Consider the following 25,498-nt stretch of genomic DNA (forward strand, 5'->3'; position numbering starts at 1 on the left):
GCAGGGCGAGCGTCAGCGCGGCGGCGGGAACGCCCACACGCTGTGTGGATCGCCGCCCTGCCCGCGGCGATACGCGGCGCGCGCCATCTGCCAGTAGGCCCAGGCCAGCGCCAGCGCGCAGGCGTCGATGGCCAGCAGCGTCCCGCTGCTCCACGGCGCCACCCAGCCGGCGGCGCCGCGCAACCCGGCCAGCGGCACCAGCGCGGTCAGCACCGCACAGGCCAGCAGCAGTTCGTAGGCGCCGCGCGCGGTGGGACGCAGCAGCGCCCAGGCCAGGCCGAGCGCGAACACGGCGTAGTACACCCAGCGCTCCATCCCCGGCGGCAACAGGCGCGCGGCCACGAACAGCGCCGACACCCCGGCCACGCAGGCCAGGCAGACGCCGGTGGTCAGCCGCGCCATGACGTGGGTGCGCAACGGCTGCGCGACCTGGCGGCGCTTCCGCCGCGCTTCCACCCACAGCAGGTTGCCGCTGTAGAACAGGAACGCGCCGCCGAGCCCGAGCAGGAAGTACAGCCACTGCAGCGGCCAGCGCCCGTAGTCGCCGAAGTGCAGGGTCTGCAGGCCGCGCAGCGCGGCCACGCCCGGCGACATGGTCTGCGGCGACAGCACCCGCAACACCTTGCCGTCGGCCGCGCGCAGCGCCACGCCGCCGAGCGTGTTGAGCCGGCGCTGCTCCTGGTGGCCGTACAGCTCCACCTGCGCATTGGCGTCGCCGGCATCGTGGAAGGACAGGCTCTCCGGCACGAAGCCGGGATTGGCCGCGCGTGCCCGCTTCACCAGCTCGGCCACCGGCAGCATCGGCGCAGGCACGTGCGCGGGCTGCACGTGCGGCGCCAGTTCGAAGTCCGGCTGCAGCACCTGCATCAGCTTGCCGTCGAACACCAGGTACTGGAACGGCGCCAGCAGCAGCACGCCCAGGGTCAGCACCGCGCCGGACCAGGCGAAGATCACGTGGAACGGCAGCGACAGCATGCCGATGGCGTTGTGCGCGTCCTGCCACAGGCGCTTGACGTTGCGGCCGCGGCGTAGCGCGAACAGGTCCTTGAGCAGCACCGGCGCGTACAGCACCACGCCGCTGACCAGGGCCACCCCGTACAGCAGGCAGACCACGCCGAACAGGTAGGTGCCGAAGGTGCGCGGCAGCCCGGCAGTGAAGTGCAGGTCGTACAGGAACGCGACGAAGCCGCTGCGCTGCGGCAGCTGCACCGGCTGCCCGTCGGCACCGGGCTGGAACTGCACCATGCCGCCGAAGGCCTGCTCCGCGGCCGGCCCGAACGCGAACAACTGCGGCTGCGTGCGGCCCTCGCCGGGCAGCATCAGCGTGTACGACTCGGCCAGCGCCGGATGCCGCGCCAGCACCGCATCGGCCAGCGCCTGCGCGGCCTGCTCCGGCGGCAACGCCGGGGCCTGCACCGCGGCCGGGCGTGGCCACTGCTCCAGGTCGTGGGTGAACACGTTGATCGCCCCAGCGTAGAAGGCGATGAACAAGGCCATGCCGGCGAGCAGGCCCATCCAGCTGTGCGCCGACAGGAACTGGCGCAGGGTCGCGGCCTTCATGCGCTCACCTGCACGAGGTGGGTGGCCTTGAGCAGGTAAAGCGCCACGTAGCACAGTGCGGTCGCAGCGCCCAGCCACAGCCACGCGCGCGCGCCGCTACGGAACACGAAGGCCAGCGACATGGCGCCGACCCACAGCGGGAACACCAGCAACAGCCAGGGCAAAGTATGCACCTGCAGGTCGCCCGGCCACAGCAGCACGCACAAGCCGATGACGCCCACCGCCAGCGGCAGGCCCAGCACGATCGCCGCCAGCCACCTAGCCCACATCGCCAGCCCCTTGGTGCAATTGCCGCCACGCATCCAGGTACGGCAGGGCCACCGCCGCCAGCATCGTCGCGCTCAGCGCGGCGAACACGCCGGCCCACACGCCCAGCGCCGAAATCGCCGCACCCAATGCGGCCACGCACAGCAGCGTGCCGGCCACGCGCAGCGCGCGCGCGTGCCGATGCCAGGCCGGACGCAGCCGCTGGTGCGCGGTGGCCAGGTAGAACGCCAGCGCCGCCAGCGCGGCGGCGAGCAGATAGGCGACGGTGGCAAAGGCGAGCATCACCAGCGCGCCTCGAAGCCGATGCCGACCACACGCGGCGCGCCCAGGATCGCGACCGGATCGGTGGCCCAGCGGTACTGCACGTAGTCGCGGTCGAGGAGGTTGTTGGCGAAGATCCACGCGCTCCAGTCCAGGTTCTCGTAGCCGAACTTGGCGTTGACCACGGTGCGCGAAGCCAGTTGCACGGCGCCGGCGCCGATGTCGGTGTAGACGCGGTCGCGGAAGCTGGCGTTGAGGTTGGCCAGCCAGCCCCCGGCGAAGCGCCAGTTGGCGCCCAGCGCCGCGGTCCAGTGCGGCGCGTAGGCGAATTCGCGGCCGGCGTAGTCGATGACCGAGGCGCCGGCGATGGTGGCGAAGCTGTCGTAGCGGGTGCGCGCATAGCCCAGCGAGCCGTACCAGTCGAAGGCTTCGCTGGGGCGGTGGCTGGCCTCCAGCTCGGCGCCGTACAGATGCGCGCGGCCGGCGTTGACGGTGTTGTAGTCGAAGCTGTTGAGGCCGAAGTAGGCGGTGGTCTGCTTGTCCTTCCAGTCGATGTAGTAGGCGTTGGCATTGAGGGTCAGGCGCCGGTCCAGCCACTGCGAGCGCAGCGCAGCTTCGTAGTTCCAGGTGTATTCCGGGTCATAGGGGAAGGCCTGGCTGCGCGCCGAGTTGAAGCTGGAGCCGCCGGAGCGGTAGCCGCGCTGCACCACCAGGCTGGTCGACAGGTCCGGGTTCCAGTCGTAGCGCATGCCGAGCTTGGGCAGCAGCGCGTCGAAGTCGCGCGTGTTCCAGGCCACCTCGCCGTTGGCCGAGCGCACGATGCCGGCCACGCCCTGGTTGATCGCGACGATGGCCCGATACAACGCGGTGCCGCTGGCGGCGAAGGCGGCCGGGTCGGGATAGCGGCCGGCGAAGGCCGCGGTGGTGTCGGAGGCCATGGCGTAGCGCTGGCGGTCGTAGCGCAGCCCACCGAGCAGCGAGAACCCGCTGCCCATCTGCCATTGGCCGTCGGCGAACAGCGCGCGGTTGCTGGAGCGGGTCGGACTGGCGCTGACGTAGTCGACCGGAATCACCGGCAGCGCCTGCGCGTAGCGGGTGGCGATCGCGCTGGCGGTGGCGGCCGGGAAGCCGGCGCTGCGCAGCAGCCCGGCGATGGTGGTGGTCGGCGTGGCGACGTTGTTCAGCAGTTGCGCGTCGTTGTCTTCCACGTGCCGCGCCCAGTACGCGCCGAGCAGGCCCTGCACCGCGGTGCCGGCGTAGTGCAGGCGCAATTCCTGCGAGGCGGTGGTGTCGTCGAGCTGGCGCCGCGCGTAGCCGGCGTTGTCCGGGCCATGGTCCATGTCCCACAGGCTGGACGAGGTGACCTTGTTCCAGGCGCTGACCGAGGACAGCGACCAGGCGTCGGAGAGCACGTAATCGGCCTGCAGGGTGACGATGTCGCTGTCGCTGCGGGTGCGGTCCGGGGTGTTGTTGGTGGCGTAGCGGTGCTCGAGGTAATCGGGCAGGTCGGTGCGCACGTAGGTGTACATGTACGGGCCGGTGCGGTGCGAGCGGGTGTAGCCCAGTTGCACCTTCAGCCCGGCGATCGCCGACGGCGTCCACAGCAGCTTGCCGCGGTAGATCGCCGAGACCTGCGCGTCGTCGGCGGCCTGTCGGGTGAGGTTCCAGGTGTAGCCGTCGAAGCTGCGCTGCTCCACCGAGGCGCGGAACGCCAGTTCGTCGGCCACGATCGGCCCGCCGACCGCGCCGGCCACGCTGCGGTCGGACGGATCGGAGGCCAGCACCCGCAGCTTGCCCTGCCAGTCCATGGTCGGCTCGGCGGTGCGCAGGACGATCGCGCCGGCCAGGGCGTTCTCGCCCTGCAGGGTGGACTGCGGGCCGCGCAGGATTTCCACCTGCTGCAGGTCCCACAGGCTCAGCGGCGCCCAGCTGATCGCCTTCCACGGCAGGGCGGCGCCGTCCAGGTAGATGGTAGCCAGCGGCGCATCGCTGCCGCCGTCGATGTTGCGGATGCCGCGGATGCTGAAGCCGGCATCGCCGTAGGTCTGGGCCATGTTGGCGGTGCGGTTGAAGACTTCGTAGGCGCTCTGCAGGTTCTCCTGCTCGATGCGCGCTTCGGTGGTGACGGCGACCGAGCTGGTGGTGTCCTGCACGCTGCGGCCGCTTTTCTCGCCGGTGACGACGATCTGGTCGAGGGTGGTGGGATCGGGGGGAGGCGCGGCCTCACCGCCTGCGGCGCGCGTTGTGGGCGCCCAGCCCAGCAGGATGGACACGACAGACAAGGACAACACCGATCGCGCGACGCGCATACACCACTTCCCCCGAAAGACTCACGGTTGAAGGCATGGCGGCGGCTGTGCCTGGCTGCCGGACGCGGCAGCGCTGGGCGCGGACTTTAGCAGAGCCGGGGCGGGGCTGCCATGGGATTTGGGATGGGTGGCAGGTTTGCTCAGGGGTCTTGGGAGCGTAGGAGCTGCTCCTACGGGTGGGCATCGCCAACGTATGCGTCACGCGCAGACACGTGTTGTGGGAGGGACTTCAGTCCCGACGCCGTGACCGGCGGCTGCCGCGATGCAGGGGGCCATCGTCCCAGGGGCATAGCGAGGCTGGCGCGTCGCGGCTGAAGCCGCTACTGCAGCTCACTTCATCTGATACATCAGTTAGAAGCAAAGGCTTTCGCCCTTACGGGCGAGTTACTTTTCTTTGCTTGTGCAAAGAAAAGTAACCAAAAGAAAGCACACCCTGCCTACGCGCCCTCCGCGCTGCGCGCTCCGGGTCCGCGTCCAGTGCGGGGATCCGCGGAAGGGGCATCCTGCCCCTGCCGCGGACGGCGTACATCCATGTACGCCGCCCTTCGGGTGTTTCCCCGCACTGGCCGCCGCTGCGGAAGGGAACCCGGTGAATCAGAAGCAACAGCCAAAGCCACAAGCGAGAAGCGAGAAGCGAGAAGCGAGAAGCGAGAAGCAAGAAGGCTATGGCTATGGCCACAGCTACAGGCTACTTGCTGCTACGAAAACGCAAACGGGCGGGAGGACTGTCGCCCTCCCGCCCGCTGGTGCCGGCAGGTGCTGCCAGCGTGGTGCTACGACGTGCTGCGATCAGTGCCAGTGCAGGTTGAACGAGACGCCGACGATGCGCGGTTCGTTGTACACGGCCGCCATGTAGTTCTCGATCACGCCCTTGAGGTTCTTCTCGTTGGTGATGTTGCGGGCGAACGCGGCCACTTCCCATGCGCCGTAGTCGCCGGTGTAACCCAGCTTGAGGCCGCCCTCGAAGTTGCCGTTGGAGGTGAACTCGGTGGAGTCGTACAGCACGAAGCTGGTGTAACCCTGCTTGTTCCAGTCGGTGGCGACGAAGAAGGCGCCGCCGTCGTTGACCGGGATGTCGTAGCGCGCAGCCAGGTTGACGTTGTACTTGGGCGCGTTCGGCAGCGGGTTGCCGTCGATCTGGGCGAAGGTGTTGTTGCCGATGCGGATGGTCGGGTCCTTCACCGTGCACACCACCACGCCGTTCAGGCCGCACACCTGCGCATACACGCGTTTGTCCTGGATCTCGCTGTGCAGCAGGCTCAGGCCCGCTGTCAGCGACAGGTTGGGGATCGGGCGCCAGTCAAGGTCCGCCTCCATGCCGTAGGCCTTGGCCTTGTCGGCGTTGAACAGCACGCCGTTTCCGTTGGAGTCGTTGCCGTTGAGCTGGATGTCGTCGACGGTGTAGGTGAAGCCGGTGACGTTCAGGCGCAGGCGGTTGTCGAACAGGTTGCTCTTGATGCCGGCTTCCCACGACAGGATGGTTTCCGAGTCGGCCGTGGTGAAGTCGGAATTGAACACCGCCGAACGGCCCTGGATGGTCGGGCCACGGAAGCCGCGCGCGACCTTCGCATACACGTTGACGTTCGGGTTGATCTCGTACATCGCGCTCAGGTCCCAGCTCGGCTGGGTGTCGGCCAGGCGCACGTCGCGGCGGCCCTTGTAGGTGACCACGCCGGACGCGGTGTCGGCGGTCTTGAGCAGCTTGGTCTCCTTGCTGTCGCGGGTCTGGCGCACGCCGGCGGTCAGGGTCAACGCGTCGGTGACCTTGTAGGTCAGCTGGCCGAAGCCGGCCCAGGAGGTGTTGCTGTTGTGCAGGCGCACCCAGTTGTTGGGATTGCGCGCAGCGGTCTGCAGGAAATAGGCGCGCTGGTAGAAGTCGGTGGTGTCCTTGCCGTCGAAGTAGAACGCGCCGGCCTGCCACTGCAGCGGGGCGTCGCCTTCGCTGGCCAGGCGCAGTTCCTGGGTGTACTGGTCCAGGTCGCGCACCTGGCCCATCGACTGGCCGTAGCCGTTGGGCACGCCGTTGACCGGGAAGTTGGCCGCGGCGCCGCCGTCGGTGTCGCCGCGGCTGTAGCCGGAGGTGGTCTCGTAGGCGCTGATCGAGGTCAGCGACACGCCGCCGAAGTCGTAGATCGCCTTCAGCGAGGCGCCGTGGGTCTTGTACGCCTGCGGGTTGTCGTGGGCTTCGTCGTAGGCCACCTGGTCGCGCGGCACGTCGACCTTGTTCGAGCCCTTGCGCAGCGCGCCGCGCAGGAACAGGGTGGAGGTGCCGTCGTAGTCGCGGGTATGGAACGAACCCAGCAGGGAGAAGTTCTCGCTCGGCTTCAGCAGCAGCTGCAGGCGCGCGTTGCGGTCGTCGTAGCCGCCCATCGCGTCCTTCTTCGGGGTGACCGTGCCGTCGGCGCTGGGGCCGGTGTAGGTGTTGTCCACCCAGTCGTCGCGGTGCTGGTACAGCGTGGACACGCGGAACGACAGCACGTCGTTGATCGGGCCGCCGATGCCGCCGTCCACCGAGACCGTGTTGTAGCTGCCATAGCTGGCGGTGACGCGGCCGGTGTAGTCGTCGCTGGGCTTGATGCTGTCGAACTTGACGATGCCGGCGGTGGTGTTGCGGCCGAACAGCGAGCCCTGCGGGCCGCGCAGCACTTCCACCTGATCCACGTCGTAGACCGGGTTGGACTTCAGCACCACGTGCTCCAGCACCACGTCGTCCTGGATGATCGACACCGGCTGCGAGGCGCCGAGATAGAAGTCGATGTTGCCCAGGCCGCGGATGTAGAAGCGCGGGAAGATGCGGCCGGTGGTGGTTTCGGCGTAGAAGCTGGGCACGCGGCCGGACAGCGCCAGCAGGGTGTCGTCGCCGCCGGCGGTGAAGTCGCGCATCGCCTCGCCCTGCACCACGCCCACCGACACCGGTACCTCCTGCAGGTTCTGCTCGCGGTGCTCGGCGGTGACGATGATGGTGTCCAGCGAGGTCGCCGCATCGCCAGTGCCGGCGACATTGGCCGGGCGGGTCTCGCTGCCAGCCAGCGACGGCGCGCTGTCCTGCGCGGCGGCGGCGGCGGCGGCGACCGAGGCCAGCACCAGTGCGGCGCAGGCCTGCGCCAGGCGGGTACGGGCCGGCGCGGCGCGCGCGGTCAGCGGCCGCGGGGAGAGAGAGGAAAGCAGCATGTCGGATCCTTGTGAGCGCGCAGAATCGAGTCCGTTCGGCTTGCGCAGCAGCCCGCGACGGCATGCGCCATACGGTGGCGCAGCGCGGCACGATATGTCGTCTGTGTTGCACCGCCGTTGCAATGACGGCGCGGCGGCCACGGCGCGACGATGCGTGACCGCATCACGTCACGCCAGGTGCGTGCCGTGGACATGCCTGGGTCTGCACACGCTGCCCGATCGCCCGAGCGGGTCCGCACTTCACCGCATGTTGCAGACAGCGAGGCCAAGGTCGAACGCGGTGCGGCGACCGAACTCATCCACCGCGCCTTCCCTCGTCTGCGTCGTTGCCATCAAGGCGCGCAGCGCTGCGCGGCGAATGCGGCCAGGCGCTGGGTGAGCGTGCCTTCCTGCCACGCGATGTCGAGGATCACCCAGCGATCGTCCTGGCGACCGAGCACCAACGTATCCGTCCACTGCTGGTCATCGATGGCCAGCCGGGCGCGCACCTGCGCGGCGTCGCCGGTGACTTGCGCGGTCGTCGAGACCAACGCCGTCGGTTGGTCCGGCCACAGGAAGAACGGGCTCTGGTCGAGCATGTGCGGCTTGACGTCTGCGGGCACAAGTTTGGCGCAGGCTGCCTCGTAGGCGCGCTGCGCCTCCAGCGCCGCGAACAATTCCCGCCCCAGCAGATGCCGCACCTGCGCAACGTCGCCATCGGCGTGCTTGGGCGCGATCGCCCAGGCATAGAACGTCTGGACCGTGCGCGCCGGCGACTCGCCCGCGATGGCGGCGAACGCGCTCAGCCACAGACTTATCGCACACAGAACGCGCATTCCCCTCATGGATCGTTGCCACCTCGGGCCGCCAGATGCGGCATCGCGATCCTCGACCAGTGGCTGCGCGGCGTCAATGCGAGCGCTGCCGCGTGCGCCAGCGGCTGGCGTGGCCGCAGCAACCAGATGCCTAGGTAACGGGAGACATCCAAGCTCACCGGAACTCCAACCACGTAGAGCGGCTTCGGCCGCGACAGGCTTTACCGGGAATTCCCGTTGCGGCTGAAACCGCTCCTACAAGGCCACGACACATGCCGCTAAATCGCAGCGAAAGCGCGTCACCAGGGCATCCTTCAGTCGCTGTCCACCCCGAGCACGCTCAAGCGCAGCGGCGGTGCATCCGGCCCGATCGGCGCATGCGCCAGGGTTCCGGTCACCCTCACCACCTGGCCGACACCTTCTTCGCGCAGGTGTGCGGCCTGGTCTGCGGTGACCGCCAGCCGCAACTGGCGCACCTGCTCGTGCCGCGGCTGGCGCCCATCCGCCGACGCCGCCACGCACAGCGGCTGCGGCAGGATCAGTACCTCTTCCTGGGTCGCTGCCGCACCGGTAGCGGCGTCCGGATGCGTATGCGTGTGCGGGACAGCAGGCGCGGCGGCGTCGGTGGGCGACGGCGCCAGAGTACCGGACAGGGTGACCTGAGTCGGGCCATACGGCAGGCAATGCCTGGGCGCCGCCATCAGCTCGGGCGAGGTGCCGATCAGCAGCAACGGAAACAGCGACAGGGTACGGATCGGCATGGTGGCACGCGGATGGAGAGGGACCGCCGAGCATACCCAAGCGCGATGGCGCGTGTGCTGCAGTCCGCGCCATCGCGTCGCGCAGCCCTACAGGCAGTCAGGCTTCGCGTTCCACCACCACGTCGGTGAACCGCGGTTCGGCCGCGATCAGCGCATGCAGCCGCGCAAAGCACGGATCGTCGTCGCGCATCGCATGGCGGCCGAGCAGCCGCTCCCAGAACGAGCGCTCCTTCTCGATCTGCAGCATCCAGGTATGGTTGCCATCGACCTCTTCCTCGGCGTAGGCGCCGACCAGGTAGGTGCGCCCCTGGCATTCGGCTTCGGAGGCCCAGCCCCAGTCCTCCGGGTCCGGCTCGGACAGGACCATGGCGTCGCCCACACGCACGCGCAGCCAGTCCAGCAGGGAGCTGCCGCGGATCGGATTGATCGGATTCTCCGGCTCGGCGCTCACCTCGAGCAGACGGGAGCGGAAATGGATGACAGGATGCATGCGGCAGCTTGACTCTCGAACGATCGGGGGGCGGACGCGCGCATCGGGGCGGCTGCGTCATGGCGCGCAGGCGCGGATGGGCGGTCCAGGAAGGTAACGCATGCACGGCCGCCCAGGTGGACAACGGTGCGGCACGTCATGCAACCCGGTGGCGGCCGGCATCGCCGTCTGCGGCACATGGGCATCTCTCGCAGCGCCCTGCCACCGGGGACCGACACCGTGGTGCAGCGACCGGCCGGACCCATTGCAGCACGGGCGCATGACAACTCATCGCATCTGTCGTAGACAGGCACGCGCGCCCAGATACGCCCAGATGCCGATTGCGACGGCAAGCCAGACGCTGGCGACCTTGCTGCAGGCCGAGGCGAAGGCCAGGTACGGAAACGAGTCGCCGGGAGGACCACCTTGCAACGACGCTGTACCCCCGCGTTGCCAGAACGTCAGCCACGCCTCGACACCGCACCACAACGGCAGCACCCAACCGGCGGACAGCAGCGCGATCGCGAGGGCGAGCAGGCGCTGCTTCATCGCACACCGCCAAGCGCCGACATCGCCACGCGGCAAGCAGCGTGGTCGTGCGACGGATCCGCAAGCCGGTTGAGCCGCCACAGGGCGATCGACCGTCGCGGCAGCCCTGCCGCCGTCGTGGCGACGCAGCGGCGGCACAGCCTCACGGTGTTTGCTCCGGCTCCGGCTCCGCCTCCGGCTCCAGATCCGACTCGAACGGACGATCGGGCAGGCGCTGCCCGCACCACAGACAGAACTGCACACAGATCGCATCATTGAGGTACCAAGTCGGATCCTCGCCACGGAACAACTCGAAGCCGATCCGCACGATCCTGTCCGGCTTGGTCACCGCCGCGAACATGCTGCTGCAGCAGTAGCGTGCGATTCGCTCGCGCCACGCCACCCGCTCCGGGAACTGCGCGTCCATCCAGGCGGCGCTCCAGGCCTGGCATGCCGAGCACTGCGCCAGATGCGACAGCGCCGCGAGGGTTGGTGGGTCCGGGAAGTGCTCCTCTTCCACCTCGATCATGCACTCCAACGCCATCACCAGTTCGGGGCGCTCGTCGATCTGATCGCGCAAGGTCGACAGCGTGTAACGCGTGGTGAAGCAGGTGGCCGAGTGAGGCATGAGTAGGTGCAATCCGTTGCAGTCGACAGCAAGCGTAGCGCTGTGTGGCCGCTTCGGGGTTAAGTCCCCGCTGCCTGCCACAGCGCATAGCCCAACAGCCCAAAGCCCACCAGGGCAAACCCGCCCCAGAAGGCCGCCGCGTCGGCCGAGACCACGCGTGGGGCCAGGTACGCGCTGCGCTTGCCGGATTTGCTGCGCCGTTTGCTGCTCCACGGTTCGACACTGTAGTAGCCGAACGAGAACGTCGGCACCACGAGCATGCCGACGACATAGCACAGACCGTAGAGAACGATCTCGACCAGCGGGCGCAGGACGACCTCGGTCAACAGGCTTGCGGGCATGGTGTCACCTGATCCAGACAGAAGTGATGTGCGGCGTTGGCCTCGCCCCTGCGCCGAGGCTGCATGCGATGCTCGTCGAGCGGGCACTGTCCGTCAACGGCCGGCGCCCTCGATCACCGGCTGTCGCTCAGCAGCCGCTGCACCAGCTCGAATCCGAGCACCGACATCGACGGATAGCGCGCGTACTCGTCCACCGACAGCATCCGCGCGAAGGTGTCGTCTTCGTGCAGGGCGCCGGCGATGTGGAAGGTCAGCAACTCCCCGGCGTCTTGGGGCAGCGGCGCGCGGCCGACGATCTGCCATTCGCCGCTCCTGAGTTTCTGGGTGCCGGTGAACAGCAACCGGATGTCCTTGTCGCCATCGCGCACCGGCAGCGGCCGTGTCGGCGACGCGCCAAGCGTCGGTTCCGATGCCTGCTGTTCCAGCACACAGAAGCCGACCACCTTGCGATAGTCGCCCCGCGGCGCCCACAGCACTTGGCAGGCGCGTACGTTCCAGCATCCGACGGGATCGCGAAGACATCGCCCGCCCGGTACTTCACTGCCATTCCACCACCCTCTGAAATCTGGACCGCGGCAAGGCATCCCCACGGCGTGCCTGATGGCAGCCACCTTACTGGTCGAGGTGTTCCTCGGCGTCGCTGCGGCTGGCCGGCGCGCATGGGTTACGGAGGCCACGCCACGCACCACAGCGACGGTGTCCAGCGGGCAGCATGATGTCCTCACCTACTGATTCGCTCGCCACCGGTTCACCCGGCATGCACCACACTATTGCCCCACCTCTGGAGCGACTGTGATGCACAAGACCTGGCTGCTCGCCTTGTTGGCGGTTCCCGCACTGGCCTACGCGGCGCCGGACGAGGACACGGCGATGTGCCGCAACGGCGGCTTCCCCATGAGTACGGCCGGGTTCTCGCTCGCCAAGGTCGCAGTGCCGCGCCTGTACCTGCTCAACGACGACGACGGTTGCCCGGCCAAGGGCGAGGCCGCGTGCCGGCAGCGCGCCTATGTGGTCAAGGACGACACCGTGATCCTGGCGCAGCGCCAGGGCGGCTTCGTCTGCGCGTTCTACCCCAACAAGGTCGGCGGCAGCGCCGGTTGGGTGGCAGCGTCGAGCGTGCAGCCGCTGCCGGCGACGGCCGCACCGAAGCCGCAGGCCTGGGTCGGCCAGTGGCACGACGGCGACAACGAACTGCAACTGATCGCCAACGGCGACGGCACCATCACCGCCAACGGCGATGCCTACTGGCCCAGCGCCAACCCGACCCCAGATCAAGCGCCTGGTGGGCCGCACCTTGGCGCCGTCACCGCGCGCGGCTTTCCCGAAGGCAATCGGCTTGAACTCAGCCAGGACGACTGCAAGGTCCGCCTGCAGCTGGTCGGCGACCTGCTGGTGGCCTCGGACAACCTGGAGTGCGGTGGCGCCAACGTCAGCTTCAATGGCGTGTACCGGCGCAAGGCGGCGAAGCACTGAGGCGCGGTCTCTGCGGTGCTGGCGTTGCGTTTGATCCAGGCGGCGATCCAGTGCCGCCTGGGTTCTCGCTTGGAAGATCGCGTCCCGCGGCTTCAATCCAGTTTGCGTCACAACCCCACGCTTTGCGCGACCAGGTCCGCAAAGACCCATACATCCCCCTTGTCGTACGTCTCGGGCGCTTCCGTTCCACCCAGCGTCGGATACGGCTGCGGGATGTAGATCTGCCCGGGCTTCAACGGGCCAAGACGCGCCGCGATCGCCCGCACGTGGTCGCCGCGCAACACGTACGCCTCGAAGCCCGGATCGCGCAGGATGGCCGCCTCGAATGCCTCGGTGGAGGCGTGCGCGCCATAGGACTTGCCGGCGGCCTTGAACGGGTGCAGCACCGCGTAATCCTGGCTGGCCGGGTCGTGCAGAAAGAAGTGGCCGAGACTCGAGTAGCCGACCACAGCGGTATACGCCGGGAATGCGTCCGCCCACGGGCCGAGCATCTCGTGCGATTCCGGCACGATCAGGTGGTACAGCGGGACGTTCGTCGTGTCAGCGCGCTCTGTGCTCTGGCTCATTGGAGACCTTGCAGCGATGGCGCGCCAGGATACCAAGCCACGTGCATCCGCCTGCTGTCAGCATGTTCACCTAGGCCTTGGCGATGGCGCCATAGCACCTGGCCGATCCATCCAGGAAAAACTGTACGTCGCGCCCCTCGCACCAGGCTTCCAGCTCGGCCTTGAACACCGGCCACAGGTCGCACGCCCATGCAGGTGCACTCTGCGCCCAGGCATGTTCGGTGGGCACGTAGACCGTCGGCACGCCCATCGGGAAATCCAGTACGAACTCGCCGCCCGGGCCAGTGCAGACGAGTTCTTCCTTCCAGCGGGGTTGGAATTGGAATGTGGTCATGCGTCCGTTAGCGGCAGATTGATGCGATCTCGCACGAACAAGGCACTGCGCCTATCTTCCGCCATGCTCAAGCAGCAGTTGCAGGATGGCCGGAGAAGCCATGCCGCGTGCAATTCCCGTTGGGGTCACCGACTCTCCTTCCGGAAGATTAGGATCTGCCCCATATTTCAGTAGCAAGCGAACGAGGTCAGCGTTGCCATTCCTCACTGCCAGTGCGAGTGGGGAGCTGAACTCGCCTGGAAGGCGAACGCACTCCGTGATCTGCGCATAGCCACGGCCGTTTGGGTCTGCGCCTCCTTCAAGCAAAATTTCTACCCCTGTCCAATCCTCGAACGCCACGGCCCTATTGAGGAAGTGATACTCGTACGCGGCCTTGCAGCGATCTTTGGCGAAGAGGTCTTTGGCATCGACGGCGGGTGGCAACACGCTGAGCGCCAACACGGCGAGTAGAGAGACCCTTTTCATGTTGCAAGTTGCCTCTTTTGACTCGATCCGCACGAACTGTCGTTGGTTTGAATAAGTTCCAGTCTATAGGACGGAACCACATGACTCCAATCAATACTCTTCACTACGGCTTCTCCAAACGACCGCCCAGTGCGCACAGGCCGCCAACAGGTTCCTGGTTCAGAGAGGCGCCAGTCCCAGCCTTCAGCTCAGCGGCACAGCGCTGGTTGACGACCAGGCGGTCGCGGATGGCTCACCATGCCTCACAACTTAATTTTCCCTTGTACATCCTACCGCGCATGGTCCAGGTCGTGTCCGGCCCTGCTCCCCTTAGCTTGAAGCTCGGTGGAAGCGAGGGATCGCCTGGATCGGTGTAGGTCAGGTCGATCCTGCTAGCGCTCTGATCCAACGCAACGACTTTGTAGGAACCTTGTGGAAGATTGCCTGGCCCATTCTTGTCTTGAATGAGGATCCCACCAATCTTGTCGTAGCCGAGAAATTCCAGATCCGGCACTGGTGCGCCGGGCGGCGCTTAGAACGCCCACATCGTACTGCTGGCCACGGCGGAGGACGCGGCCAGGAAAAGCGCAGTGATAAGGGCAAGTAGCATCTAGCCCTCCTTTGCCGTTAATGCCGAACGATCAAGCCCGCGAACGAGTACGGGTCGGATACGACACTTTAAGCATCGGTCACCAAGAGGCAACCGCTTCCCGCGAATATGCAACGAAGGGCAGCCTGCAATGTCAGGTACTCCGGCGGTGTCAACTGGAACACGACCGTGAGAATCCCCAAACCAGCCAGTGCCACCGGCGAATCTGGAACGAATGTAATCCGCGCGTGGCCAGGGCTGAGCAGAAACTGGGAGACGCCGCCGTAGCCCGAGGTTTCCTGGCCGCACCATTCGACATGATAGGTGTCCATCCTCAACGCCACGTCCTGCTCGTCGAACGAGAATGCACGCTGGAGCAGGAGATAGGTCGTGGTATCGAGCGCCTGGTCGGCGAAGCCGACAAGATGGCACTCCCCCTCTGGGTGTTCTACAGCGATGCTTCTCGCTTGAAGTACGAATGACGACATGCCGATGCTCGCTCCTCATTCGCCATATTCCACAGATTAGAAGAAGGCCAAGAGCGAACTCCCAAGAAAGCGCGCTCTGAGCCGTATTTTCCGCATAGGCTATTCAGCACGGTTGAAGCGGTTCATCGTGATCGCCGGCTCGCCGTTGATGTTCAACCAGACCACGGTTTCGGTCATCGTCTTGCCATCAGGGGCGACGGTGTAAGTGCGCGTCGTGCGCGGCATTCCCTTCAAGTAGAAGGCGGCGACCATCACGTTCGGCGCCGGCAGCCATACGGCCGTGGTGTCGACCGTCGGGTAGCCTTTGCTTGGGACTGCGGTTCCGTCTAGCGGATAAATGGCGACGGCATGGATGTCATGCCCATCGCCACCGACGATGTCGGCATTCGTCTGCCACTTGCCCTTGCCCACATCGCTGTAGGTGAGCGAGGCGCTTTTCGGCCGCTGCGCGGGCGGCGCCGGCATGCTCGCGACATCGAGCACCCATTTTCCGAGAAAGGGCGACTTGGAGGATTGGGCGAGCGTGGGCGCATTACAGACAAGGCCCACGATCAGCAGCAGTACGGCGAGATGCTTTTTCATACTTTCTCTCCAGCGGCTTAGGCGCATTGTTGCATAACCTCGACGTCCCCCCGCTTTCAGTAACGGGGCTCTTTAGAGTCCGGGTTTCATCGTAGCGGCTTTGGCCGCTAGCTGTTGGGCATAGGCGGCCGGGGTCAGGCCGCCCAAGATCTTCTTCGGTCGCTCCTCGTTATATTCCCGTCGCCAGGTCTGGATCTCGGCGCGGGCGTGCAGCAGCGTCGGGAACCAGTGTTCGTTGAGGCACTCGTCGCGCAGGCGGCCGTTGAGGTTCTCGATGTAGGCGTTCTGGTTCGGCTTGCCTGGCTGGATCAAGCGCAGCTGCACACCGCGCTCGTGAGCCCACGTCACCATCGTCTTGCCGCAGAACTCCTTGTCGTTGTCGGTGCGGATCACCTGCGGCAGACCCCGTGTCAGTGCCAGCCGATCCAGCACCCGGGCCACGCCGTGACCGTAGACAGCCCGCTCCACCTCGATCGCCACCGCCTCGTGCGTGGCATCGTCGACGATGGTCAGGGCCTTGAGCACCCGGCCCTCGGCGGTGCGGTCGAACACGAAGTCCATCGACCAGACCTGGTTAGCGGCTTCAGGCCGAAGCAACGGCTGGCGCTCGCCCAGCAGCACCTTCTTCCGCTTGCGCCGGCGCACCTGCAACCTGGCCTCTTGATACAGCCGTTCCACCCGCTTGTAGTTCACCGGCCACTGCTCCTGCCGCAGCTTCAGATAGATCATCCCGACGCCGTAGCGCTTGTGCCGCTGCGCCAGCGCCAGGATCCGCTCGCGCAGCTCGACGTTGCGATCCGGACGCGGGACGTAGCGCAGCGCGCTGGCGCTCATCCGCACCACGGCCAGCGCCCGACGCTCCGTGAGCCCGCGCTCCATCAGCTGCCGCACCAGCATCCTGCGCGCCGGTGCGGTCACCACTTTTTTCGCAGGGCGTCCTTGATAACGTCGTTCTCGAACAACTGCTCGGCCAGCAGCTTCTTCAGCCGCGTGTTCTCCGCCTCCAGCTCCTTGAGCCGCTTGGCCTCCGGCACGCTCATGCCGCCGAACTTGCTTCGCCACAGGTAGTAGGAGGCCTCGCTGAATCCGTGCCGCCGGCACAGGTCCTTCACCGCCACGCCGGCTTCGGCCTCACGCAGGAAGCCGATGATCTGCTCTTCGGTAAAGCGCTTCTTCACGTCCAATCTCCGTCTCGTTGGGGATTGGACTCCAAATCGCCCTGCTACTCAAAACCGGGGGACGTCGGGGCGTCGGTTTGACACAGGCATACGCGACAAGAAAAATAGATGGAGCTGCCCTTCAGGAACAAAATTCAAGGAGGATCAAACGATGACACACACGTGGCTTTTCGTCGCAGCCTGCGCAATGGCGCTGTCCAGTACTGCTCAGGCTCAGGATGCCAAGCCTTTGGACCAGTTGGAGGTCATCTCCCGCAGCTACGCAAAGGACAATCACGTGGCTGAAGCGGAAGCCTCGCGGCGCTTGGAGCTCAGGCAGGTGCTTGCCCGGTCGGAGATCGACGCTTTCAAAGCGGACTATGCCGACCGTCTCGATACCTCGTATTGGGACGATAGCCGCGACGGGTTCAAGCTCGTGCTGCGGCTCAAGCAGGGTCCGCTACCCGCTATCCATGAGTTGTCCACGCCGCACGGAACCATCCCGGTCAAGTTCACGCTGGTGTCCGGCAAGACGCTAGACGAGATCAGCGCCATCCTGGCGGCGAACCAAGCACGCCTGCAGGAGCAGGTGCCCGGCTTGCAGGGCACGGGTATCGATGAAGTGGATGCTGCGATCGTGCTTTACGTCTTCGTCCCTGCGGAGGAGCAAGCTGCCTACGAAGCGGAGAACGCAGCGCTGAGTCGCCAGCTCGGCGTGCCTGTCAGGTTCAAGTTCCTGCCGGGCCCCATGGAATCAGAACCACAAGAGTCGCCCGAGCCATCGTCCAGCTCAACGTTGCCGACACAGAGTGCGCCATTGGCAACGACCCAGTCCCCCTATGTGCGGGGCGGCTCGCAGATCCTCAATCTGGACAACGAGCACCAGTGCACCGGCGGCTTCATCGTGCGGAACAAGGACAACACCAATTGGGGCCTGGTCACCGCGGCGCACTGTGGCAAGAACCTCATGTACGGAAACTGGTCGGATGCGGCAAGCGGCGTACAGGTCACCGCGAAGCTGACTTACGAGGACCGGATTTTCGACGCGACACACGACTTGGCATGGTTTTCTTTCCCAGTTCTGGGCTACCGCCCACTTGGAGAAGTCTTTGCGAGGGACACCTGTTCCAGTTGCGGTGTGGCGATCCTCTCGGCCGCAGCCGCCGTAGCTGGAGATCGGGTATGCCACAGGGGCTTGCAGACCGGTTGGACGTGCGGCGTCGTGTCGAGTAGCACGGCGAGCTTTAGCAGTAAGGAGTGCAACGGACAGGTCTGTGACCCCCTGGCCTACAAGGTGGTAGTGGGGGACGACTTGGCGTGCTTTCGTGGTGACAGTGGCGGGCCGGTCCACTATGGAAACATTGCCTACGGCATCGTCAAGAGCGCTTCCTATGCGGGCGTCGAACCGGGCCGGTGCGGCGCGCTGGTTTTCAGTCCGATTGGCAAGATCGTGGACTTAGGCCTACGGCTGTACTGATTCCAGTACGCTGCACCTCTACCGGCTCTATCACTAGCGCATCGCGCGCAGATCAAGTTGTCCAGCCGGCATACCAGAACCCGCCGCAGGAGCCGCCGCAGCGGCGAGCCGTGCCGCTTAATCGAGCAGGCGCTGCGCCCCCGCCAGTCGCTCGTGTTCGAGGACCTTGTCGGCATGGGCCGATGCGGCACGGCAAAGGAGAGCCGTGGCCAGCACATCGGTCCAGGCGGCCGGGGGGATGCGGCGCGGCTGGCAGCGTCGCGCGAAAACAACGGCCAGTGCCGGAAAAGCGTCTGCTCGGCGATCGGCGCCGCCTGGCTCAAGCCCGGGCGCGCTGAGGTAGTATCCGGTTCGACCACGTCAACGTCGCATAGATGTCCGAACGCGTCGCATGTCGCCTTCACGGCGTGGATTTGAACAGCAAAAAGAGATCTGAGCGCACGCGCAGCAGGTGCTGAGCGTGCTCCCATTCTTTTGCCGGAGATCCCCATGCGCTGCGTCATCTATACCCGCAAGTCGGCCGACGAGACCGATCCTCAACTGAGAGAACTGGTGAGAGAACTGGGGTCAGAGTGCATTTTCAAGACAAGTGCACTCTGACTCTTTTTCCTACTGACTCTTTTTCCTAGACCGGTGATCAGACTTCTAAAGCATCACCGGAGTCGTTGTGCCAGCGGACGAAAGTTGGGGGCTTTCCCGTGTCCCGGAAGGAGGCGAAGGCTCGCTCAATCGTTGCGAGCGGCAGCGCCCATGAAGCTGGATATAAATCGACTTGGCCATTGAAGAGCCTGTATTCGATCATTTCGTCAAGCGGTCCGGAATAGGAAGGGTTGCGAGAACTGAAGCCTGGATCTTCAGACGAAGGCAAGAACATAAGCCAGCCGATGTCGCCGTTGATGAGAGCGCAAAGAGACGACCCATTTGGAGCCGATTCCCAGACCTCCCGACAGTTAGCGCAACTCAACATATAAGGACTAACACCTGATTTAAACCGAACCGCGAGGCAGCTTCCGCTTGAATAACTAGTTGCACCGCAGTGCACGAATTTTTCGGCGCAAAAGTATGCCAGCAACAAGCATTGCGCTCCCCAAAAGGATAAAAATGTATGGCAGATATTCCGACCAGGGTAGCTCGGCAGGGACCGCCCGAAGGTATTGATGGGAGGTCTCTCCATCACTTGGCAACATCAAGGAGATCGGAAGCTGATGCAGTACTATTGGCGTGCCGAATAGCCCGGTCAGCGAGAATAGCACGCCGAGCACTGTTACTAGGTTTGCGAAAATCTTCTTCATGTGACCTAACGCTTAAATTATCTCAATCAGCGAAGCCGGTTCGGCCTGAATGGAACTGTCAGCTGCCGTTTCCGGCACTGATGTAGTTGTAACAGCCGACTGCAGCAAGCGCGACCGTCAGCGCAATGAGACCGACTCCCTCGATATCTAAGTTCGACCGAAGAAGCTTGCGACGCCAAGACGGGACGAGCAGGCACGGCGACACTACCAGCAGCCCAGCGCCGAGGCTAGCCAAGCCGAGTCCGAGGTTGAACTGCCATGATTCCCAAAGCTGGCTAAGCATCTGACGTGGCACCTAGCGCCTGAACTAAGCGGACCCACGCAGCGACTTCGGCGTCGGCTTGAGTGAACTGTTAGGGACCACTGTTAGGCTCCAGCGACGATGATGCATCAAGGTATTCCTGCGGCGGAGACTCAAGCTGAGGATTGGCAAGCCAGTGAACTTCTCCGTGGATGCGAAGCATGGCCCAGTGCCATGCCTCGTCATGAAAGATGAGCCCGTGTAGATCATTTGGCTCCTCGTATGGATAGCGTGCAACTGCCGCGTTGTCAGCGTCCGCCGGTGATTATGACCCGTAAGAGCGAAGAACCCGCGCGAACAAGTGGCGTTCGTGCTTCAGGCACTCCACGTATTCTTTCTTTGTCCAGGTTTGAGTTGCCATGAAATTGGCATGTTAAAACTGGGGGTCAGGGTGAACTATAAAGGTGTAGCACACAAGAAAATGTGCACTCTGACCCCTAATTTCCTCAATAAAATGTGCACTCTGACCCCTATTTCCGTAGTGATATCACGAGGCCGCCCTGATGGAGATGCCAGACTTTTGCGAGCCATCTCCTTGCACGGAGCTTGGGCATCCCGCTGCAACGGCATATGCAATCACGAAGCAGGGTGTATACCAGGCACCAAATACCGCTTGGAATGGATTGCCTCCCTGTGAAAAAGCGATCCCGACGGCGGCGACGGATGTGAGGAGCGCCACAACGAGAGTCGGGTACTTCAGACGCAGCCTGTCTCTCATGAAAGCGAACGTTGTGGCGTACGCAATGAGGTGGACGGGAAGCACTGTCATGACAAAGACGCCCATCCACGCCGCAAGCCCTGTAGAGAGGCTGACGCCGGGCGCCAAGGCTGCGTTTGCGATAAGGCCGCCCCAAACAGAGAGAGGAGCCGCGACCAACCCCATCCAATGAAGAGCTGTTCCTAGCTTCGAATACCGTTTTTCTTCCATGCCCCTAGCCTGACGGACCGCGAGGATGCGGGATGGCGTGATCCTCGCCGAGGCATTGATCCGCAGTCAATGGCTGGGCGGCTCTTGCTCGGGTTCGCACCATAACTATCAGGCGTGCAAGGAGAACCGGATATCAGAGCGGACTTTCTAGGAAAACTGCACTCTGACCCCTATTTCCCCTCTGCGACGTGACCGCGTCCGGTTCCAATCCATCCCACAGGAACCAGTCGACGCAAAGCAGGCATAGGAAGGTCGTGGTCGACGTAACCACAACACCAGGCGGGATGGGACGACGACCGCCACGACGAAGGCCGATCCGGCACACGCAACCAGCGCCAGGAGTCCGATCACAAATACCTGCACGACATGCATCGCACCGCTCACCACTTACCAAAGTAGGAAGAGATGTCGAAGTAGACCTTGCGCTCCTCGCCCGAGGGCAGCACGATCGTGATGAGGTCCATGGCCGACGGCTCAAACAACAGCGACTGCGATTTGATGCGCGCGCCGGGGTAGTGCTGATCGAGCCATGTGCGTTGCGCGGCGATGCCCGCGCCTTCGCTATGCGCCGCAGACAGATCGACGGGACGGTCCGGCGATGCGCCATCCCCATGTGCGACGGCCGGCCGCGGCGACGGCGCGGAGTGACATGCCACAAGGCCCGCCAGCAGGATCAACGACAGCAGTCCACATTTCATATCACACCCCCTAATGTGATCGACCAGACAGCTGGATCAGAGTAGACCTGTCGGCGCACTGCGCACAATAGCGCGCAGTCTGGCTAGGACTTCGCTTGATGCATCACTCGATCAACTGCGCACCTGGTCTCGCAGCCTTCTCCACCGGACGCCGCTAGTAGCATTGCCACGCAAGCGCCCATTCGTCTTCTTTTCCTGGTGCTGTTCCGCGGCCGAAGTAGCCGACGCCGCCGTCGCCCCACATCCAGTGCCCCTTGTCCGTGGAGTCGATCTGGAAGACGAACTCCGGTGATGCGGGATGGCGCTTGAAAGGTGCCCAGAAGATCTCGGCCTGGATCAGCGTCGGCCATCCCCCCAGCTTGAATCCATCCAGGTTCCGGAAGAGATCGTGGTAGTGCGCTTCGATATCTGCTGGCAGATCCATCGGCGCATCCTCCCAGCACGGGTAGTCGTCATGAAAGACATGCGGCCGCATCGGAAATGCGCTAATGGGCGAATCGGTATTCCGTGGCGCCAGCGGGACCAGTGCATCGAGCCGCTCATAGGCCCGCAGACACCACCCTTCCCCGTTGGGCGTATCGACCGGGAGCGTATCGGGACCGATGAACACCGTAAGCAGTGCGATATCCGCGAGGCGGGCCGGCCGCAGCGGCAATTCGCTGACGTTGATCTGACACAGCGCATGCATCGGCCGTCCCGCCGTCTCCGGCCATGTCTCGCCCGACGCGCAGACGTTCACGCGACCGAACCAACTTGCCAGGGGATCGTCGGGCGGCCGGAATCCCCCGATCTCCAGGATGACACCCGAGCGGGCGAGTTGAGCTTTGAGGTCGTCAGCTGTCGTCGTCACGTGTGCGTCTTCCGCGCTTCATCTAGGCCGAGCCGTGTTTACTGGCTTTACTTCCAGTAGAACAAGGATCAGTGGGCATTTCCAAGACAGGTGCCCTCCGATCCTGTGCCGCAACCTCTAGGCTACGCCGATACCAAGGCGCCAGGAGATCGGACTCCGAGTTTGCGCCGCCCCGCCACACTGGCCCAACCATGTGGACGAGCGGAGGATTGCCCATTGTCACTAGCACTACAGTTAAACCGCGCCACGATCTGGAGGCGGTTTGAATCAACTGTCAGGGCTCATCCTCCGGCGTCCAGTTTGTCACCGCGATGAACTGCTCCGACTCCGGGAGCTTTTCAAATGCGCTGCCTTCCGGGGCGTCCAGAAACGGAATAATGCTCGGGTCGTAGTTGGCGATCGTGTTGACGTCATAGACGGCATGGTTGGCTGGGTTGTCCATGTACGCATCGTCTTCGGAGCCTGACATGAAGCGCCAACCGCTATCGATGTCGTTGTCCGGCGCTTCGCGGTACATGAAGCGCACGGAATCACCGTCGACGGTGATCCTGTCGGTGGCAATACAGCCGCCGTAGCCTTCGGCCATTGGCTCGATCTGATCTTGCGAGAGTCGGAACTGCTTGGTCATGCGTCCTGACACCTGGATTGGGCGACACCGCGAAGCAGGGCCGGTTGAATGAATAGTTGGACGGTGGTGCCAGAGGTGGTGAAGCATCGACTGCGCTTCACCAGCACTGCCGCATGGGCGCGAGCATGCCATAGATCTCTGTCTTGGATCTTGCTGGCGTCGCTGGTCTCTGGGTGTCACCAAGACCGGTCGTCAGGCCTCAAGCCTCCGGGCTTGGTGTGCCCACTGCTACACGCCGCCGCCCAGAAACGGCAGCACGATGAAAGAGGTAATCAGGAGACTACCGACGACGACGGTCGACAAGTAAGGCGCCGAGCGAGTTGAGCGATCCGTGGCCACGGAGTACCACGCTGCCGGAACCGAGATCAGAAGCGCCAGGAACGAGCCAACCCCAAGCACGGCGAACGCAACAGGCACCACAGGGACATCGCGCAGGAGGAGGGACGCCACCGTTGAAATGACCAGACTTGCTTCAAGAACCAGCAGAGCAAGTACGGAAATCTTCGCCGGCTGCATAGACATGTTCTCGGGGCTTGGCACCTGAATTGAACCGCACCGCGCGGCGGCTTCGGGTTGCATCATCGTTAGGCGTTGGTGCCAAGGAATGGGTGAAGCATGGACCGCGCTCCCCAGTACTGCTGCCAGTAGCCGAGCATGCCACAGATCGCGATCATGAGGATTTGTCCAAAGTGGACGCCGCACCGCGCGTCCATCACTAGACTAATGCATGAAGTAGGCGGAACCACGACACGCATTCGTCTCGTGTGGATTGTTGTACCCAGCATGTCTACTCCAGAACTGGCGTCAGAGCTAACTTTAAATGGCCTTGCATACAAGAAAAATGCACTCTGACCCCTGTTTTCTAAGCGTCCAGCGCGCTGCCATGCAAGGGGGCGCCGCCCACGCTGGCCAGCACTTCAGGCGGCCATGCGGGCTTGCTCTTGATGTGGAAACTGGCCCAGCGGATCAGGCCGTAGAGCAGGGTCAGCGGAAAGAGCGGGATGGCGATGACCTGCCAGAGGATGGCGCCCAGGTCGGGGTGCTTCCAATGCTCCGCACTGCCCGGGCCGATGAAGGGCTGGCCGAAGAAGATGCAGCGCGCCAAGCGCATCTCGAACAAGGCCTCATTGGGTCCGTCGCCTTCCACGAACAGCGGCCCTTCGTGCTCCATGAAGCGGCGGATGTGCTCCCAGGTATCGAGCAGGGGCTGCACCGCGATGGCGCTGCTGGTCAGGCCCAGGCCGAACTGGCCGACCACGCGGGTGTCGCCGGGCGCCGCCAGCACGATCATCTGCAGAGCCGCGTTGTCCTGCGCGACGGTGCCGGTGAAGGTCTTGAAGCGGACGACCTGGGCGCGCACGCAGGCCCAGTCGTAGCTGAGGATCTCGTGTTGGCCGCCCCCGCCCCAGAGCGGCCACCAGCCGAAGAGACGCGTGTTGTCCTTGAAGACATGAACCTTGCCGGCGTTGCGGTCGAACAGGGTGGGTGCGTAGCGGTAGCCGATGAGGTCGAAGCGGAGCATGAACGTAGTAGCCAACAGCATGATTCCACCGAACACAGCCGAGAACGCATCGAAACTTGTGAAGAGCGTTGGAATCAGCAAAGCGAGCAAAGGGCTAATGATGGCGATTGCTCCGAAAGCAAGATAGCCGACGAGCACCGTCATCATGCTTCCGTACGCTAGCCCATGCGGAAACGCCTCGATGACCGCGCCGCCGCTGTTGGGCGATCGGCTGGCCGGTACGCTGTGTGGCGGCAAGAGCACCGCCCCCGCGCCGATGCCCCTGAACACTTCGTTGTCGTGCAGCTTGAAGAACTCGTCGCAGGCCGCCTGGCCGAGCCACTCGAGATCGACCATGCCCAGTGGCCGGCCCGATGCCGATGGCTTGGGTCCGGAGACAGGGTGCTTGTCGTTCTTGGTTCGGGCCATGGCCAGGGTTTATTCACGATGAGCATGTCGAGCCCGCGGCTGACGCACTCGAAGGCAGCGACGCAGCGGTCTATGCTACGCGGTCCGGCACCATATGACGCCAAACAGAACTGGGGTCAGAGCCAACTTTAAATTGCCTTGCACACAATAAAATTGCACTCTGACCCCTGTTTTTCGCTTTAAGGAATAGGTGGAGTTAATTATCAGCTTTCACGCATACAACGATTTGGGTATTTTGGCCCAGAACGCCGTGATAGAAGTCAACACTGCCCTCGTGCTCAAGGATCGCGCAAACGGCGGCCTTAAGTGAGTCATGCCAGTTCCAGCCACCGGCGGGACTTGGAACTGCCGAAGAGATTGCCGAATACAGGCTTTGTTTCGGCGGCTTGGAGAATGGCCCTTTTCCAGTGAGCCGGAACGGCGACTTACGTTGTGAGTGGATCTCTTGAAGAATTTCGCTCCACTCCAAGTGCGTTAGCCAAACCGCAGCCATAACGCCTTTGACATTGCCAATAGTTACATCTATGTAAACGCCATCTCTCACTCGCTTGTAAGCAAAGATCCCTTCGGTAGTCCCGGCGTGCTTTCCAAGTGTTTGCAAAATTTTCATTACCTTCCTTCGGTCTAGTTATAACTAAGCCGCGCCGTCAAGCGGAATCGGTTGAATTTAAC

27 protein-coding genes are annotated in these 25,498 nt (G+C 64.2%); 2 read left to right on the top strand and 25 right to left on the bottom strand.

Annotated features, from left to right (window positions below; genetic code table 11):
* Window positions 1–12: 12 nt before the first annotated feature.
* The 12 genes from ACHWVH_RS07300 to ACHWVH_RS07355 form a co-directional block, all read right to left on the bottom strand.
* On the bottom strand, window positions 13–1,560 hold the full coding sequence (locus ACHWVH_RS07300) for a PepSY domain-containing protein (RefSeq protein ID WP_267098957.1): 1,548 nt from the start codon (window positions 1,558–1,560) through the stop codon (window positions 13–15).
* The gene (locus ACHWVH_RS07305) at window positions 1,557–1,829 is read right to left on the bottom strand and encodes a hypothetical protein (protein ID WP_017916978.1); all 273 of its coding nucleotides are present in this window, start codon (window positions 1,827–1,829) and stop codon (window positions 1,557–1,559) included. The genes ACHWVH_RS07300 and ACHWVH_RS07305 overlap by 4 nt, the downstream gene beginning before the upstream one ends.
* On the bottom strand, window positions 1,819–2,109 hold the full coding sequence (locus ACHWVH_RS07310) for a hypothetical protein (RefSeq protein WP_017907895.1): 291 nt from the start codon (window positions 2,107–2,109) through the stop codon (window positions 1,819–1,821). Before ACHWVH_RS07310 ends, ACHWVH_RS07305 begins: the two co-directional genes overlap by 11 nt.
* Window positions 2,109–4,361, bottom strand: coding sequence for a TonB-dependent receptor (locus tag ACHWVH_RS07315; RefSeq protein WP_394686954.1), 2,253 nt, complete (start codon window positions 4,359–4,361; stop codon window positions 2,109–2,111). Before ACHWVH_RS07315 ends, ACHWVH_RS07310 begins: the two co-directional genes overlap by 1 nt.
* An 825-nt stretch (window positions 4,362–5,186) precedes the next feature.
* On the bottom strand, window positions 5,187–7,568 hold the full coding sequence (locus tag ACHWVH_RS07320; RefSeq protein ID WP_394686911.1) for a TonB-dependent receptor: 2,382 nt from the start codon (window positions 7,566–7,568) through the stop codon (window positions 5,187–5,189).
* A 332-nt stretch (window positions 7,569–7,900) separates the two neighbouring features.
* A complete protein-coding gene (locus tag ACHWVH_RS07325) occupies window positions 7,901–8,383 on the bottom strand; it encodes a DUF3828 domain-containing protein (RefSeq protein WP_394686912.1) in 483 nt (160 codons plus the stop codon).
* 293 nt (window positions 8,384–8,676) lie between these two features.
* Complete coding sequence (locus tag ACHWVH_RS07330) at window positions 8,677–9,123, bottom strand: hypothetical protein (protein ID WP_394686913.1); 447 nt, start codon at window positions 9,121–9,123, stop codon at window positions 8,677–8,679.
* 97 nt (window positions 9,124–9,220) lie between these two features.
* Entirely contained in the window at window positions 9,221–9,613 is a 393-nt protein-coding gene (locus ACHWVH_RS07335) for a hypothetical protein (protein ID WP_295944744.1), read from the bottom strand.
* A gap of 267 nt (window positions 9,614–9,880) precedes the next feature.
* The gene (locus ACHWVH_RS07340; protein ID WP_017911386.1) at window positions 9,881–10,141 is read right to left on the bottom strand and encodes a hypothetical protein; all 261 of its coding nucleotides are present in this window, start codon (window positions 10,139–10,141) and stop codon (window positions 9,881–9,883) included.
* A gap of 142 nt (window positions 10,142–10,283) precedes the next feature.
* The gene (locus ACHWVH_RS07345) at window positions 10,284–10,748 is read right to left on the bottom strand and encodes a hypothetical protein (RefSeq protein WP_295909683.1); all 465 of its coding nucleotides are present in this window, start codon (window positions 10,746–10,748) and stop codon (window positions 10,284–10,286) included.
* 59 nt (window positions 10,749–10,807) lie between these two features.
* Window positions 10,808–11,089, bottom strand: coding sequence for a hypothetical protein (locus ACHWVH_RS07350; protein WP_267084900.1), 282 nt, complete (start codon window positions 11,087–11,089; stop codon window positions 10,808–10,810).
* A gap of 113 nt (window positions 11,090–11,202) precedes the next feature.
* Window positions 11,203–11,565, bottom strand: coding sequence for a hypothetical protein (locus ACHWVH_RS07355; RefSeq protein ID WP_320739972.1), 363 nt, complete (start codon window positions 11,563–11,565; stop codon window positions 11,203–11,205).
* 319 nt (window positions 11,566–11,884) lie between these two features.
* Here ACHWVH_RS07355 and ACHWVH_RS07360 point away from each other — a divergent pair, with 319 nt between their 5' ends.
* The gene (locus ACHWVH_RS07360) at window positions 11,885–12,562 is read left to right on the top strand and encodes a hypothetical protein (RefSeq protein WP_394686914.1); all 678 of its coding nucleotides are present in this window, start codon (window positions 11,885–11,887) and stop codon (window positions 12,560–12,562) included.
* 107 nt (window positions 12,563–12,669) lie between these two features.
* On the opposite strand, the gene ACHWVH_RS07365 is transcribed toward ACHWVH_RS07360, so the two are convergent.
* The 6 genes from ACHWVH_RS07365 to ACHWVH_RS07390 all read right to left on the bottom strand — a co-directional run bounded on the left by ACHWVH_RS07365 (window position 12,670) and on the right by ACHWVH_RS07390 (window position 16,743).
* A complete protein-coding gene (locus ACHWVH_RS07365; RefSeq protein ID WP_017907618.1) occupies window positions 12,670–13,128 on the bottom strand; it encodes a T6SS immunity protein Tdi1 domain-containing protein in 459 nt (152 codons plus the stop codon).
* Between the two features lie 70 nt (window positions 13,129–13,198).
* Window positions 13,199–13,462 (bottom strand): hypothetical protein, encoded by a 264-nt coding sequence (locus ACHWVH_RS07370; RefSeq protein WP_152239789.1) that lies wholly within the window; start codon window positions 13,460–13,462, stop codon window positions 13,199–13,201.
* 51 nt (window positions 13,463–13,513) lie between these two features.
* The gene (locus ACHWVH_RS07375) at window positions 13,514–13,927 is read right to left on the bottom strand and encodes an ankyrin repeat domain-containing protein (RefSeq protein WP_081616361.1); all 414 of its coding nucleotides are present in this window, start codon (window positions 13,925–13,927) and stop codon (window positions 13,514–13,516) included.
* Window positions 13,928–14,584: 657 nt separating this feature from the next.
* The gene (locus tag ACHWVH_RS07380) at window positions 14,585–14,983 is read right to left on the bottom strand and encodes an Imm10 family immunity protein (protein ID WP_017911379.1); all 399 of its coding nucleotides are present in this window, start codon (window positions 14,981–14,983) and stop codon (window positions 14,585–14,587) included.
* Window positions 14,984–15,082: 99 nt separating this feature from the next.
* Window positions 15,083–15,565 (bottom strand): hypothetical protein, encoded by a 483-nt coding sequence (locus ACHWVH_RS07385; RefSeq protein ID WP_043090286.1) that lies wholly within the window; start codon window positions 15,563–15,565, stop codon window positions 15,083–15,085.
* 72 nt (window positions 15,566–15,637) lie between these two features.
* Window positions 15,638–16,743, bottom strand: a protein-coding gene (locus tag ACHWVH_RS07390; RefSeq protein WP_394686915.1) for an IS3 family transposase whose coding sequence is annotated in 2 segments (ribosomal slippage) — window positions 15,638–16,485 and window positions 16,485–16,743 — 1,107 coding nt in all. Because the reading frame shifts where the segments join, the coding sequence is not laid out codon by codon here.
* A 151-nt stretch (window positions 16,744–16,894) separates the two neighbouring features.
* Here ACHWVH_RS07390 and ACHWVH_RS07395 point away from each other — a divergent pair.
* Window positions 16,895–18,199 carry a hypothetical protein gene (locus ACHWVH_RS07395; protein WP_043093929.1) on the top strand — a complete coding sequence of 435 codons (1,305 nt, stop codon included), beginning with the start codon at window positions 16,895–16,897 and terminating at the stop codon, window positions 18,197–18,199.
* A gap of 637 nt (window positions 18,200–18,836) precedes the next feature.
* Here the strand turns inward: ACHWVH_RS07395 and ACHWVH_RS07400 are convergent.
* The 7 genes from ACHWVH_RS07400 to ACHWVH_RS07430 form a co-directional block, all read right to left on the bottom strand.
* Window positions 18,837–19,373 carry an Imm1 family immunity protein gene (locus ACHWVH_RS07400; protein WP_394686916.1) on the bottom strand — a complete coding sequence of 179 codons (537 nt, stop codon included), beginning with the start codon at window positions 19,371–19,373 and terminating at the stop codon, window positions 18,837–18,839.
* A 1,727-nt stretch (window positions 19,374–21,100) separates the two neighbouring features.
* Window positions 21,101–21,418: a hypothetical protein gene (locus tag ACHWVH_RS07405; RefSeq protein ID WP_052250829.1), complete on the bottom strand. Its 318-nt coding sequence runs from the start codon at window positions 21,416–21,418 to the stop codon at window positions 21,101–21,103.
* A gap of 154 nt (window positions 21,419–21,572) precedes the next feature.
* Window positions 21,573–22,268 (bottom strand): DUF1963 domain-containing protein, encoded by a 696-nt coding sequence (locus tag ACHWVH_RS07410; protein ID WP_295972415.1) that lies wholly within the window; start codon window positions 22,266–22,268, stop codon window positions 21,573–21,575.
* Between the two features lie 274 nt (window positions 22,269–22,542).
* Window positions 22,543–22,896 carry a DUF2185 domain-containing protein gene (locus tag ACHWVH_RS07415; protein WP_148828250.1) on the bottom strand — a complete coding sequence of 118 codons (354 nt, stop codon included), beginning with the start codon at window positions 22,894–22,896 and terminating at the stop codon, window positions 22,543–22,545.
* Between the two features lie 228 nt (window positions 22,897–23,124).
* On the bottom strand, window positions 23,125–23,478 hold the full coding sequence (locus ACHWVH_RS07420) for a hypothetical protein (protein WP_295972412.1): 354 nt from the start codon (window positions 23,476–23,478) through the stop codon (window positions 23,125–23,127).
* A 280-nt stretch (window positions 23,479–23,758) separates the two neighbouring features.
* On the bottom strand, window positions 23,759–24,826 hold the full coding sequence (locus ACHWVH_RS07425; protein ID WP_394686917.1) for a DUF6708 domain-containing protein: 1,068 nt from the start codon (window positions 24,824–24,826) through the stop codon (window positions 23,759–23,761).
* A 196-nt stretch (window positions 24,827–25,022) separates the two neighbouring features.
* Entirely contained in the window at window positions 25,023–25,436 is a 414-nt protein-coding gene (locus ACHWVH_RS07430; protein ID WP_394686918.1) for a hypothetical protein, read from the bottom strand.
* Window positions 25,437–25,498: the final 62 nt, after the last annotated feature.

Source organism: uncultured Xanthomonas sp. (assembly GCF_964278005.1).
Lineage (GTDB): Bacteria > Pseudomonadota > Gammaproteobacteria > Xanthomonadales > Xanthomonadaceae > Xanthomonas_A > Xanthomonas_A sontii.

Coding starts and splice junctions, on each gene's coding strand:
- ACHWVH_RS07300 (WP_267098957.1), bottom strand. CDS start 1,560: ATGAAGGCCGCGACCCTGCGCCAGTTCCTGTCGGCGCACAGCTGGATG.
- ACHWVH_RS07305 (WP_017916978.1), bottom strand. CDS start 1,829: ATGTGGGCTAGGTGGCTGGCGGCGATCGTGCTGGGCCTGCCGCTGGCG.
- ACHWVH_RS07310 (WP_017907895.1), bottom strand. CDS start 2,109: ATGCTCGCCTTTGCCACCGTCGCCTATCTGCTCGCCGCCGCGCTGGCG.
- ACHWVH_RS07320 (WP_394686911.1), bottom strand. CDS start 7,568: ATGCTGCTTTCCTCTCTCTCCCCGCGGCCGCTGACCGCGCGCGCCGCG.
- ACHWVH_RS07325 (WP_394686912.1), bottom strand. CDS start 8,383: ATGCGCGTTCTGTGTGCGATAAGTCTGTGGCTGAGCGCGTTCGCCGCC.
- ACHWVH_RS07330 (WP_394686913.1), bottom strand. CDS start 9,123: ATGCCGATCCGTACCCTGTCGCTGTTTCCGTTGCTGCTGATCGGCACC.
- ACHWVH_RS07335 (WP_295944744.1), bottom strand. CDS start 9,613: ATGCATCCTGTCATCCATTTCCGCTCCCGTCTGCTCGAGGTGAGCGCC.
- ACHWVH_RS07340 (WP_017911386.1), bottom strand. CDS start 10,141: ATGAAGCAGCGCCTGCTCGCCCTCGCGATCGCGCTGCTGTCCGCCGGT.
- ACHWVH_RS07345 (WP_295909683.1), bottom strand. CDS start 10,748: ATGCCTCACTCGGCCACCTGCTTCACCACGCGTTACACGCTGTCGACC.
- ACHWVH_RS07350 (WP_267084900.1), bottom strand. CDS start 11,089: ATGCCCGCAAGCCTGTTGACCGAGGTCGTCCTGCGCCCGCTGGTCGAG.
- ACHWVH_RS07360 (WP_394686914.1), top strand. CDS start 11,885: ATGCACAAGACCTGGCTGCTCGCCTTGTTGGCGGTTCCCGCACTGGCC.
- ACHWVH_RS07365 (WP_017907618.1), bottom strand. CDS start 13,128: ATGAGCCAGAGCACAGAGCGCGCTGACACGACGAACGTCCCGCTGTAC.
- ACHWVH_RS07370 (WP_152239789.1), bottom strand. CDS start 13,462: ATGACCACATTCCAATTCCAACCCCGCTGGAAGGAAGAACTCGTCTGC.
- ACHWVH_RS07375 (WP_081616361.1), bottom strand. CDS start 13,927: ATGAAAAGGGTCTCTCTACTCGCCGTGTTGGCGCTCAGCGTGTTGCCA.
- ACHWVH_RS07380 (WP_017911379.1), bottom strand. CDS start 14,983: ATGTCGTCATTCGTACTTCAAGCGAGAAGCATCGCTGTAGAACACCCA.
- ACHWVH_RS07385 (WP_043090286.1), bottom strand. CDS start 15,565: ATGAAAAAGCATCTCGCCGTACTGCTGCTGATCGTGGGCCTTGTCTGT.
- ACHWVH_RS07395 (WP_043093929.1), top strand. CDS start 16,895: ATGACACACACGTGGCTTTTCGTCGCAGCCTGCGCAATGGCGCTGTCC.
- ACHWVH_RS07400 (WP_394686916.1), bottom strand. CDS start 19,373: ATGGAGAGACCTCCCATCAATACCTTCGGGCGGTCCCTGCCGAGCTAC.
- ACHWVH_RS07405 (WP_052250829.1), bottom strand. CDS start 21,418: ATGAAATGTGGACTGCTGTCGTTGATCCTGCTGGCGGGCCTTGTGGCA.
- ACHWVH_RS07415 (WP_148828250.1), bottom strand. CDS start 22,896: ATGACCAAGCAGTTCCGACTCTCGCAAGATCAGATCGAGCCAATGGCC.
- ACHWVH_RS07420 (WP_295972412.1), bottom strand. CDS start 23,478: ATGATGCAACCCGAAGCCGCCGCGCGGTGCGGTTCAATTCAGGTGCCA.
- ACHWVH_RS07425 (WP_394686917.1), bottom strand. CDS start 24,826: ATGGCCCGAACCAAGAACGACAAGCACCCTGTCTCCGGACCCAAGCCA.
- ACHWVH_RS07430 (WP_394686918.1), bottom strand. CDS start 25,436: ATGAAAATTTTGCAAACACTTGGAAAGCACGCCGGGACTACCGAAGGG.